We start from the raw sequence: 11,770 nt of genomic DNA on the forward strand, positions 1-11,770 counted from the left end.
ATCGCGCGACCGAGCCCTCCTTCCTGTGGAAAACTTCCAGCGTGTCCCTGACATGGGTTATCCACAGGAAGAACCGGAACATTTCATTCCGGGGGATCGTCGATCCATGACCAACCACGACGACACCCCCGGGCCCGGCGAGCGCGGACGCGAGGACCACGGCTCCGCGGCCGGCGACCACCCCGCCCACGGCTCCGCGCACCTCGCCCGGAGTCCGGGTCCCGCGGCCCGACTCATCGACTGCCCCGACTTCGGAGACCCCATCAAGCTGCGCTCCGCCGCGGAGCTGGCCGACGCGCTCCCGTACATCCTCGGCTTCCGCCCCGAGGACATCGTCGTCCTGTTGGCCCTGCACCGGCAGCAGGGGCACAGCCGCTTCGGCGGACGGGTGCGCGTCGGCATTCCCTCCCACCCCGCGGACTGGCAGGCCGCGGCGGACGAGCTCGCCCGGTCCCTGGTGATCGGATCACGACTGCGGGGCTGCCGTGCCGACGCGGTCATCGCCTTCGTCTGCCGGGAACCGGCCCGGGACGGGGCGGGCCGTCAGGTCGTGGAGGAGCTCCGTCCGCTCGCCGGAGCCCTGCGCCGGGCGTGCGGGACCCTCGGGGTTCCCGTGGTGGAGGCGCTGTGCCTGTCCGGGGGGTCCTTCTGGTCCTTCTGCTGCCCGGACGACCGCTGCTGCCCGCCGGAGGGCCTCCCGATGGGGCTGCCCGGCTCCTCCGTGCTGGCCGCGGCGGCGGCCTACGCCGGCATCCGGGTGCGGGGGACGCTGAAGGACCTGCGCGCGCGGTTCGCCCCCTGGCAGGGCGGTGCGGCCCGGGCCCAGGAAGCGGCCCTCGACCTGGCGCGCGCCGCGCTGATGCCTCCGGGCGGCGACCGCACCGGTCGCCCCGAGGTGTCCGAGGCCACCCTCGCACGGGCCCGCGGCGCGGTCAGCCGGTTGTGCGCCGCGCCCGTCGCCCCCGATCCGGCGGCCGCGGACCGCGCCGATGACGCCCTGCTCGGTCACGAGGACGCGGCCGCCCTCCTCATCGGCCTCCAGGACCGCGGCACCCGGGACCGCGCGGCCGAGTGGATGGAAGGGCCCGAGGCGCTCGGCGCACTCAGGCTCTGGCGCACGCTCGCCCGGCGGTGCGTCGGCCCGTACGCGCACCACGCGGCGGCGCCGCTGGCGCTCGCCGGCTGGGTCGCCTGGTCCACCGGGGACGACCTGGAGGCGCGCGAGGCGCTGGCGATGTCCCTGGCCGCCGACCCGGACTACCTCTTCGCCCGGCTGCTGCACAAGGCGTGCAACGACGGTCTGAGCCCCGAGACGGTCCGGGAGTGCATTCGCCGGGAGGGAAGCCGCAGCCGTACCGCCGGCCCGGCCGAAGCGGCGCACGGCCCCCGCCCGGGAGCCACCGCCCCGGCCCTTCCGAGGTCCGCACGGACCGGGGCGGCGCTCCGCCGCGCCAAGGCGCGTCAGCGGGCGTCCGGGGGAGCGCGCGGCCCGCTGCCCAGCGGTCCCCCCGCCCGCCCGAAGTCCCGCCCCCGCCCGACCGCCCGCCCCCGTCCGGTGCCCCGCACCGGCCCGGACCGCGCCGCCGGGCCGGGGGACGACCGGAGCGAATGAGCGGGGGGCGGCCGGCCGGCGCAGGGGCCACCGGGCCCGGGTGCGGAGCCCTGCCGCCGCACCCCTTCCGGAACCCGGAAGGGGCCGCCCCGGAGGCGGCGGCGGGGCGAAAGGGATCTGTCAGGACCGTGGAAGGGAGTGTTTATCGTCAGGGAGACGACTATGATCACGGACATGCCCCCCTACGACCCGTCAGCCTTCCCGCCCTTCGCCGTCACCGTCGACCTGGTGGTGCTGACCGTGCGACGCCACGCGCTGTGCGCGTTGGCGGTGCGACGGGGAGAGTCCCCGTTCCAGGGGCGCTGGGCGCTCCCCGGCGGCTTCGTGCGGGCCGACGAGGACCTGTCGGCCGCTGCAGCCCGCGAACTGGCGGAGGAGACCGGGCTGTCCGTCCACGACCCGTCCGACCCCACCCGGCCGCACGGCGCGCACCTCGAACAACTCGCCACCTACGGCGACCCCGAGCGGGACCCCCGCATGAGGGTGGTGAGCGTCGCCCATCTCGCCCTCGCCCCGGATCTGCCCGCACCCCGGGCGGGAGGGGACGCCAGCAACGCCCGGTGGGCACCGGTCGAGGAACTGCTCGCGCAGAGCGGTCCCGGCCGGGGGGACGAGCGGCCGGCCCCCCTGGCCTTCGACCACGCCCGTATCCTGGCCGACGGGGTGGAGCGGGCCCGCTCGAAGATCGAGTACTCCTCACTCGCCACCGCCTTCTGCTCGCCCGAGTTCACGGTGGGGGAACTGCGCAGGGTCTACGAGGCCGTCTGGGGCGTCGCCCTGGACCCGCGCAACTTCCACCGCAAGGTGACCGGGACGCCCGGGTTCCTCGTCCCCGCCGGCGGCACGACCACGCGCCAGGGCGGGCGGCCGGCGCAACTGTTCCGCGCCGGGGGCGCCACCCTCCTGAACCCGCCCATGCTGAGGCCGGAGGTCTGACGCACAACCGGGACGCGGTCGGCACGGCGGCACCACGGAAAGTCCGGCCCCGTCGACTCCCGCACTCCACAATGACCGAAAAGTCTTGTTCGTCGCGCTATCTTGCTCGGGTACCCAACACGTTCGTCCGCCCCGCCGTCGGGCGCGCGCCCCGCGGGCCGCCGAGCGGTCGTCCTCCCCCGGGAGAAGCGATGATCCAGGCCATCGGACTGACCAGCACACCACACGACGGCGAGCGGACGTCGACTGTCGACAACGTCTCCTTCGAGGCGCCGACCGGTCGGATCACCGCGTTGCTCGGAGAGCCCGGAGCCGGCACGTCCACGGTGCTCCGCCTGCTCCTCGAACTCCAGCCGGGCCGCGGAGTCGGCCACTTCCGCGGCCGCCCCCTGCACCGCATCCCCGATCCCGCGCGCGAGGTGGGAGTGGTCCTGGGTGATGTCCCCGGTCACCCCGCCCGATCGGTGCGGGGCCACCTGAGGATGCTGTGCGCCGCTGCCGGAGCCAGCACCCGGCGCGCCGACGACGTCCTGGAGGCCATGGGCCTGGACCGCTTGGGCGACGAACGACTCGGCCGCCTCTCGCGCGACACGGACCGCCGCCTCGCCCTCGCCTGCGCGCTGCTCGCCGATCCGCACACCCTGGTGCTCGACGCCCCGTCGAACGGCCTCTCCCTTCCCGAACGCCGTTGGTTGCACGGCCTGTTGCGGTCACACGCCTCCTGTGGCGGCACGGTCCTGTTCACCACGGATGACGCCAAGGAGGCCGCCCGCCACGCCGACCGCGTGGTCACGCTCGACGCCGGACGGGTCATCGCCGACCAGGAAACGGCCGACTTCGCGCGTACCCGGCTGCGCCCCCGCGTCGTCGTGCGCAGCCCGCAGGCCCTGCGGCTGGCCCAGCTCATCACCAAGGAGGCCAGGGCCGCCCGACGGCCGGTCGAGGTGCGGGCCGAGGACGGCAACCGCCTGGCCGTGTACGGAAGCAACTGCCCGGAGGTCGGCGAAGCCGCCTACCGGCACGGCATCCTCCTGCACCAACTCGCCGACGAGACCGCGGACGCAGGGACCCCCGACCCGCTCGGCCCGGCGGCGGAGCCGGTCGGTCCGCCAGCCGCCGAGCCGCCCCCGACGCCGACCGCCACCGGGAACACCGGTGAACCGGAGGACGCCTCGCCCCCGGCCTTCACGGCCGGCCCCCCTCGACCGCCGCTCCATCCGATCCGCTACGAACTGCGCCGCGCCACCGGCATCGCCACCGGATACCGCACCTGCGCGGCGGCGCTCCTCGCCTCGGCGGTGCTCGCCGTCGTCCTGGGCGGGATCGGCCACACACCGCAGCCGAGACTGCTGGCCGGCTGGCCCGAGCAACTCCCCCTACCGCCGGCGGCCCTGGCCGCGGGCCTGCTCGGCGCGCTCGCCTTCGGGGACGAGTACCGCCACCCGGCGCTCGCGGCGCACCGCGGCACCGTGCCCCGCCGACTCGGACTGCTCGGCGCCAAGATGGTCGTCGCGGCGGTCACCGCCCTCGTCCTCGCCGTGGTCACCGCGGTCGGCGATGCGGCACTCCTGCACCTCCTCTACGGGCCGGACGTCGGCGGACTCCCCGAGCGGTGGGCGACGCTCGCGGCGAGTTGGCTGGGGCTGGTCACCGGCTGCGCCTGGGCCGGTGTCCTCGCGGCGGGCCTGTTCAGATCGACGGCCGCGGGACTGGCGGCCGTTCTGGCCGTGCCGGTGCTGGTGGTCCCCCTGGTGCAGAGGGTGCTGTCGGGGCCTTCGGTGCGCTCCGTCGCGGGACTGCCGGCGCGACTGCACGAGTTCACGATGTGGCCCTTCGGGGCGGAGCGCTACCTCGCGGCGGCGTTCCGGGTGATCGCCCAACCGGTCGGGGGCGCCCTGGCCCTCTCGCTCACCGCGTTGCTGGGCGCGTACCTCCTCATCGTGGGCCGCAGCAGAGTGCGTTGACGCACTGGTCCGGCCCAATCGATCGCCGGGTGTGCAGGACTTCCCAGGGGACGTTCACTTCTTTCCGATAAGGCGTCAATTGCGAAGGGGCGAGCGATCACCCTTTCGTGTGCTTTTCACCAAAGACCTCAAGGCGTCCGGGGGCAAGGCCGACAAAGGATCCGTGAGTACCCTTGCGCACACCATGATGACCACCGCCCGCGCCACGGAGTCCGGCCTGTCCGGGTCGGGCGGACTCGACCGTTACCCCTACCCCGAGACCTCCGTCCCGGATCGCGGAACTCCCGTCTGGGACGGTTCCGACCAGGAACTGGGTCGGGTCGGCAGGCGAGCGGCGGGCAGCCGCGGCCGCGGTCTGCACGGCCAACTCGTCCAACAGCTCGGCCAGATGATCGTTTCCGGTGATCTCGGTGCCGACCGTCCGCTCGTGCCCGAGGAGATCGGGCAGCGCTTCGAGGTCTCCCGCACCGTGGTCCGGGAGTCCCTGCGCGTGCTGGAGGCCAAGGGACTGGTCAGCGCCCGCCCCAACGTCGGGACCCGGGTGCGGCCGGTCAGCGACTGGAACCTGCTGGACCCCGACATCATCGAGTGGCGCGCCTTCGGGCCCCAGCGGGATGACCAGCGCCGCGAACTGAACGAGCTGCGGTGGACCATCGACCCCCTGGCGGCCCGTCTCGCCGCCGGCCACGGCCGTGAAGACGTGCAGCAGCGGCTCACCGACATGGTCGAGATCATGGGCCACGCGCTCGGCCAGGGGGACACGGTCACCCTCGCCCGCGCGGACGCCGAGTTCCACGGCCTGCTGATCCAGGCCGCGGGCAACCGGATGCTGGAACACCTGTCGGGGATCGTCTCGGCGGCCCTCCAGGTGTCCGGCGGGCCGGTCACCGGCTGTGACCGACCGCACGAGGGGGCCCTGGTCCACCACGCCCGCATCGTCGACGCGCTCGCCCAGGGGGACGGCGCCGCGGCCGAGGCCGCGATGCGTCAGTTGCTGACCGCCCACCCCGAGGTGGAGCACGTCGTGCCGGCCCCGCGGGAGCACTGAGCCCGACCGTCACCCGTCGGAGGCGCCCGGCCCCGGGAGGACGTTGCGAACGGGGCTGCGCCGGCCGTGCCGGGCCGCCCGTCCGGGGCCCGGCGGGGAACCGTTCCCTCGTGCGCGAACGGGGTTCGGTGCCTCCTCGTGGAGCCCCAGGAGGCTCGCCCGGCCCGTGCCGTCCGGGAACCCCCGGCGCGCCGGGCCGGTCTCCGCGCCGGCGCCCGACCCAGGGCGGGTGGGGGCGCACCGTCTTCCCGTCGCGCAACGGGGCGGGGATTCCGCTCCGGCGCGAACCGCCACCCGGAGTGCTTCCGGAGCGCCCCGGTCCCACCCGGGGCGCTCGTTCTGCCAGATCCGCAGCTTGATCGAGTGCGGCCATGTGAGATCGGGTTGGAGTGGCCGGTCGCATACCCCTGACCGATTCTGGTCGGGTCTAGCAGGCTTTGGGTAAGTACGAGGTGTGACTCGGGCCACGCAGATTGACCGTAACGCTCCTGGGGACTGTGCGATGACCTAAGAGGTGACAGTCGAGGAGGACGTGCGGCAGCCGTAGCCGGCGCTGCGATCTCCTGGACCCGAGCCCGCGCGTCGTCGACCCATCCCCAGTCGGCGGTCGTCGGCACCCGTCCGTCGTGGACGGGGCCGGAAGCCGTTTTCCAACGTTCCGAGAGGTTGTTCGTGTCGGCCAGCACATCCCGTACGCTCCCGCCGGAGATCGCCGAGTCCGTCTCTGTCATGGCGCTCATCGAGCGGGGAAAGGCTGAGGGGCAGATCGCCGGCGATGACGTGCGTCGGGCCTTCGAAGCTGACCAGATTCCGGCCACTCAGTGGAAGAACGTACTGCGCAGCCTCAATCAGATCCTCGAGGAAGAGGGTGTGACGCTGATGGTCAGTGCCGCGGAGCCCAAGCGCACCCGAAAGAGCGTCGCAGCGAAGAGTCCGGCCAAGCGGACCGCGACCCGCACCGTCGCCGCCAAGACGGTCACCACCAAGAAGGCCGCTCCCTCGTCGGCCACCGGCGCCGCGGCCGCCGACGGGTCCGAGGCGGAGGCCGCCCCCGCCAAGAAGGCGGCGGCCAAGAAGACCACGGCCAAGAAGGCGGTCGCGAAGAAGACCGCCGCCAAGAAGACCACGGCCAAGCGGGCGACCACCAAGAAGGACGCCGACGAGATCCTCGACGACGAGACGTCCGAGGAGACGACGGGCGTTCCCGGCAAGCCCGGTGACGAGCCCGCCGAGGACGGCAGCCAGGGCTTCGTCCTGTCCGACGAGGACGAGGACGACGCACCGGCCCAGCAGGTCGCCGCGGCCGGTGCCACCGCCGACCCGGTCAAGGACTACCTGAAGCAGATCGGCAAGGTCCCCCTCCTCAACGCGGAGCAGGAGGTGGAGCTGGCCAAGCGCATCGAGGCCGGGCTCTTCGCCGAGGACAAGCTGGCCAACGCCGACAAGCTGGCCCCCAAGCTCAAGCGCGAGCTGGAGATCATCGCCGAGGACGGCCGTCGCGCCAAGAACCACCTGCTGGAGGCCAACCTCCGCCTCGTGGTCTCGCTGGCCAAGCGCTACACCGGCCGCGGCATGCTCTTCCTGGACCTGATCCAGGAGGGCAACCTCGGTCTGATCCGCGCCGTCGAGAAGTTCGACTACACCAAGGGCTACAAGTTCTCCACGTACGCCACCTGGTGGATCCGTCAGGCGATCACCCGCGCCATGGCCGATCAGGCCCGCACCATCCGCATCCCGGTGCACATGGTCGAGGTCATCAACAAGCTGGCGCGCGTGCAGCGGCAGATGCTCCAGGACCTGGGCCGCGAGCCCACCCCGGAGGAGCTGGCCAAGGAACTCGACATGACCCCGGAGAAGGTCATCGAGGTCCAGAAGTACGGCCGCGAGCCCATCTCGCTGCACACCCCGCTCGGTGAGGACGGCGACAGCGAGTTCGGCGACCTGATCGAGGACTCCGAGGCCGTCGTCCCGGCCGACGCCGTCAGCTTCACCCTCCTCCAGGAGCAGCTGCACTCGGTGCTCGACACCCTGTCGGAACGGGAGGCGGGCGTCGTCTCCATGCGCTTCGGCCTCACCGACGGTCAGCCGAAGACCCTGGACGAGATCGGTAAGGTCTACGGGGTCACCCGCGAGCGCATCCGCCAGATCGAGTCGAAGACCATGTCGAAGCTGCGCCACCCCTCGCGCTCCCAGGTCCTGCGCGACTACCTCGACTGATCGGCCGGTCCCGGCCACGGTCCGCAGGCCCGGCCCCCGACGGGGGCCGGGCCTGCGGCGTGCGGGTGCGGGACGACTCCGGCCGGCCGACGCTGGGTGGGTCACCGCACACCCCGAGTGAGGAGAGCGCATGCCCCGTCTCCGTGCCCGCACCCTGTCCGGTGCCCTGTTCCTGGCGGCCTTCGCCGCCGTACTGGCCCCGGCGGGCCCTGAGGAGGCGTCCGCGGACGGCTTCGTCGTCGGGGGACATCCGGTCGCCGCGGCGGACAACCCGTGGGTGGTCGCCCTGTCCAGCCGTGACCGGTTCGGGGGTACCCGGGCCGGGCAGTTCTGCGGCGGGGTCGCGGTGGGGCCGACGACGGTGCTGACCGCCGCCCACTGCCTGGGGCCGGAGGCGCTGGGCACCGCACCGGGACCGGCAGACCTCTCCGTGATCGCGGGCCGCAGTGACCTCCGCGGCACGGAGGGCGTGGAGGTGCGGGTGCGGGACGTCCGGGTGAGCGCCCGCCACGACCGGACGACGAACGCCTGGGACGTGGGCGTGCTGACGCTCGTGGAGCCCCTGCCGCAGGGGTACGCCATCGAGGTCGCCGGACCCGGTGACCAGGCGTACGCGCCGGGCACCACCGCCGCCGTCTACGGCTGGGGCGATGCCACGGGGCGGGGCGACTACGCCTTCGCGCTGCGTTCCGGCCAGGTTCAGGTGCTGGCGGACGAGGTCTGCGGACGGGCCTACCCGGGCGGACCCGAAGGCCGGTACCTGGCCGAAACGATGCTCTGCGCCGGGGCGCCGCACGGCGGGCGGGACGCCTGCCAGGGCGACAGCGGCGGGCCGCTGGTGGCGCGGGGGAAGGTGATCGGACTGGTGTCGTGGGGGAGCGGGTGCGGTCGTGCCGGCAGTCCGGGCGTCTACACCCGGCTGTCGGCGGTGGTGACGGGGCCGGAGCCCGCGGCTCCCGAGGACTCCGCGGACGACTGAGCCCGCCCGGGCCCGGGCCAAGGAGAACGGGCGGGCCCCGTCGTGCGGGGACCGCCCGGTTCGCCGGCCGGGGCCGGTGCTGGCTCGTCGTGGATGCGAAGTGTCAGCGTTCCTCGGCCTCGGCCGAGGCCGGGACGGCGTTCAAACGCTCCGTCTCGTCCTGTATCTCAGCGGCGATCTTCTTGAGTTCCGGCTCGAACTTACGACCGTGGTGGGCGCAGAAGAGCAGTTCACCGCCGCTCAACAGGACCACGCGGAGATAAGCCTGGGCGCCGCAACGATCGCAGCGGTCAGCGGCCGTCAGCGGGCTCGCGGGGGTCAGAACAGTAGTCACGTCGCCTCTTCTCTAGCTCGACGAGCTGTCGTACCAGGGTCAACATCCAACCAGGCCGAAAACGTTCCCGCTCGCGGCTTCTCCCCGAAAAAATCTTTCCGATCCCTCCGGGGCGGCTGTCTGCTGCCGGGTGGCGGCGAATGTGCCGTATTGCGTGTCTTCGTGTCGTACGGGTTCGCGCTGTTGTCCGGTTCGGTCCTCGCCGGCTGTTGCCGGTTGTTCATGAGGACGTGCCCGGAGCCTAAATGGTTCATGCCTGGAAGGGAACGTGATGTGTGCTTCACCCCATCGGGGAATCGAACGGGAGTGCGATCGTGGACTAGGCTGATGGCGTGTGCGGGTGGCGTGACACACGGCTCCACCAGGGCTCGGTACCCTCTGAGCGGCTACCGAAGCCGGGGCCCACCCCCACGGGCCCCATCTGAAATTCAGCGAGGAGCGAACCGCGTGACCGCCGAGACGTCCGTGCCGTCCACTGCGCTGCTGACCGCGACAGACGACGGTTCCAACTACACCGCGCGGCACCTGCTCGTCCTGGAGGGCCTGGAGGCGGTGCGCAAGCGGCCCGGCATGTACATCGGGTCGACGGACAGCCGCGGCCTGATGCACTGCCTCTGGGAGATCATCGACAACTCGGTCGACGAGGCCCTCGGCGGGTACTGCGACCACATCGACGTCGTCCTGCACGACGACGGCTCGGTCGAGGTGCGGGACAACGGTCGGGGCATCCCGGTCGACATCGAGCCCAAGACGGGCCTGTCCGGCGTCGAGGTCGTGTTGACCAAGCTCCACGCGGGCGGCAAGTTCGGCGGCGGCGCCTACGCCGCCTCCGGCGGTCTGCACGGGGTCGGCGCCTCGGTGGTCAACGCCCTGTCCGCGCGGCTGGACGTGGAGGTCGACCTCGGCGGGAACACCCACGCGATCAGCTTCCGGCGAGGGGTGCCCGGAGCCTTCGCCGGCGCCGGCCCGGAGGCGTCCTTCGACGCCGCGAGTGGCCTGCGCAAGGGCAAGCGCGTCCCCAAGACGCGCACCGGCACCCGGGTGCGGTACTGGGCCGACCGGCAGATCTTCCTCAAGGACGCCAAGCTCAACCTGGAGACGCTCCACCAGCGCGCGCGGCAGACGGCGTTCCTGGTGCCCGGGCTCACGATCGTGGTCCGGGACGAGTACGGCCTGGGCGAGGGCGGCAGCAAGGGCGAGGAGTCCTTCCGCTTCGACGGCGGCATCAGCGAGTTCTGCGAGTACCTGGCCACCGACAAGGCCGTCTGCGACGTCCTGCGCTTCTCCGGCCAGGGCACCTTCAAGGAGACCGTGCCCGTCCTCGACGACCGGGGGCAGATGGTGCCCACCGAGGTCACCCGGGAACTGGGCGTGGACGTGGCGTTGCGCTGGGGCACCGGTTACGACACCACGGTGCGGTCGTTCGTGAACATCATCGCCACCCCCAAGGGCGGCACCCACGTCACCGGCTTCGAACGCTCCGTGACCAAGACCGTGAACGAGGTCCTGCGCGCCCAGAAGCTGCTCCGGGTCGCCGAGGACGACGTGGTCAAGGACGACGCCCTGGAGGGCCTCACGGCGGTCGTCACGGTCCGGCTGGCCGAGCCCCAGTTCGAGGGGCAGACCAAGGAGGTGCTCGGCACCTCCGCGGCCAACCGCATCGTCGCCGCCGTGGTCGCCAAGGAACTCAAGGCCTTCCTGACCGCCACCAAGCGGGACGCCAAGGCGCAGGCCCGGGCGGTCATGGACAAGGTCGTCGCCGCCGCCCGCACCCGCATCGCGGCGCGCCAGCACAAGGACGCGCAGCGCCGGAAGACCGCCCTGGAATCGTCCTCGCTGCCGGCCAAGCTCGCGGACTGCCGCAGCGACGACGTGGAGCGCAGCGAGCTGTTCATCGTGGAGGGGGACTCCGCGCTCGGCACGGCGAAGCTGGCCCGCAACTCCGAGTTCCAGGCCCTGCTGCCGATCCGCGGCAAGATCCTCAACGTTCAGAAGTCCTCGGTCTCGGACATGCTGAAGAACGCCGAGTGCGGTGCGATCATCCAGGTCATAGGGGCGGGATCGGGACGGACCTTCGATCTGGACGCGGCCCGCTACGGCAAGATCATCCTGCTGGTGGACGCCGATGTCGACGGCGCCCACATCCGGTGCCTGCTGCTGACGCTGTTCCAGCGGTACATGCGTCCCATGGTGGAGGCGGGCCGGGTCTTCGCGGCCGTTCCGCCGCTGCACCGGATCGAACTGATCCAGCCCAAGCGGGGCCAGGACAAGTACGTCTACACGTACTCGGACCGGGAACTGCGCGAGACGCTGCTGGAGTTCCGGCGCAAGAACGTCCGCTACAAGGACGCCATCCAGCGCTACAAGGGCCTCGGGGAGATGGACGCCGACCAACTGGCCGAGACCACCATGGACCCGCGGTACCGCACCCTGCGCAGGATCAACATCGCCGACCTCGACGCCGCCGAGCAGGTGTTCGACCTGCTGATGGGCAACGAGGTGGCGCCCCGCAAGGAGTTCATCACCAGTTCCGCGGCGACCCTCGACCGTTCGCGCATCGACGCCTGACGCCTTCCGCAGCGGCCTCCGGCCCCCGCCGCCCCCCCCGGGGGGGGGGGGCCGGGGGGCGGGGGGGGGGTGGGGGGCGGGGCGCCCGCCACCCGCGGCGTGCGCCGGGCCC

General features: G+C 72.6%; 8 protein-coding genes. 7 read left to right on the forward strand and 1 reads right to left on the reverse strand.

Going from position 1 to position 11,770, the window contains the following annotated elements:
* Positions 1–106 precede the first annotated feature (106 nt).
* The 6 genes from ABT092_RS14760 to ABT092_RS14785 all read left to right on the forward strand — a co-directional run bounded on the left by ABT092_RS14760 (position 107) and on the right by ABT092_RS14785 (position 8,756).
* Entirely contained in the window at positions 107–1,612 is a 1,506-nt protein-coding gene (locus tag ABT092_RS14760) for a DUF4192 domain-containing protein (protein ID WP_351243647.1), read from the forward strand.
* Between the two features lie 174 nt (positions 1,613–1,786).
* A complete protein-coding gene (locus ABT092_RS14765) occupies positions 1,787–2,548 on the forward strand; it encodes an NUDIX hydrolase (protein WP_351243649.1) in 762 nt (253 codons plus the stop codon).
* 191 nt (positions 2,549–2,739) lie between these two features.
* The gene (locus ABT092_RS14770) at positions 2,740–4,512 is read left to right on the forward strand and encodes an ATP-binding cassette domain-containing protein (RefSeq protein WP_351243651.1); all 1,773 of its coding nucleotides are present in this window, start codon (positions 2,740–2,742) and stop codon (positions 4,510–4,512) included.
* Between the two features lie 163 nt (positions 4,513–4,675).
* Positions 4,676–5,560 (forward strand): FadR/GntR family transcriptional regulator, encoded by an 885-nt coding sequence (locus ABT092_RS14775; protein ID WP_351243653.1) that lies wholly within the window; start codon positions 4,676–4,678, stop codon positions 5,558–5,560.
* 672 nt (positions 5,561–6,232) lie between these two features.
* On the forward strand, positions 6,233–7,777 hold the full coding sequence (locus tag ABT092_RS14780; protein ID WP_351243655.1) for an RNA polymerase sigma factor: 1,545 nt from the start codon (positions 6,233–6,235) through the stop codon (positions 7,775–7,777).
* Positions 7,778–7,907: 130 nt separating this feature from the next.
* Positions 7,908–8,756, forward strand: coding sequence for a S1 family serine peptidase (locus ABT092_RS14785; RefSeq protein WP_351243657.1), 849 nt, complete (start codon positions 7,908–7,910; stop codon positions 8,754–8,756).
* Between the two features lie 103 nt (positions 8,757–8,859).
* Here the strand turns inward: ABT092_RS14785 and ABT092_RS14790 are convergent, their stop codons facing one another.
* Positions 8,860–9,090, reverse strand: coding sequence for a DUF7455 domain-containing protein (locus tag ABT092_RS14790; protein WP_351243659.1), 231 nt, complete (start codon positions 9,088–9,090; stop codon positions 8,860–8,862).
* A gap of 447 nt (positions 9,091–9,537) precedes the next feature.
* Between ABT092_RS14790 and ABT092_RS14795 the strand changes: the two genes are divergently transcribed.
* Positions 9,538–11,658: a DNA gyrase/topoisomerase IV subunit B gene (locus tag ABT092_RS14795; RefSeq protein WP_351243661.1), complete on the forward strand. Its 2,121-nt coding sequence runs from the start codon at positions 9,538–9,540 to the stop codon at positions 11,656–11,658.
* Positions 11,659–11,770 lie beyond the last annotated feature (112 nt).

This window comes from Streptomyces sp. NPDC002490 (assembly GCF_040296045.1).
Lineage (GTDB): Bacteria > Actinomycetota > Actinomycetes > Streptomycetales > Streptomycetaceae > Streptomyces.

What these genes read in the sequence shown, in the direction of transcription:
- ABT092_RS14760 (WP_351243647.1), top strand. Translation starts at nt 107, where the DNA reads ATGACCAACCACGACGACACCCCCGGGCCCGGCGAGCGCGGACGCGAG.
- ABT092_RS14765 (WP_351243649.1), top strand. Translation starts at nt 1,787, where the DNA reads ATGCCCCCCTACGACCCGTCAGCCTTCCCGCCCTTCGCCGTCACCGTC.
- ABT092_RS14785 (WP_351243657.1), top strand. Translation starts at nt 7,908, where the DNA reads ATGCCCCGTCTCCGTGCCCGCACCCTGTCCGGTGCCCTGTTCCTGGCG.
- ABT092_RS14770 (WP_351243651.1), top strand. Translation starts at nt 2,740, where the DNA reads ATGATCCAGGCCATCGGACTGACCAGCACACCACACGACGGCGAGCGG.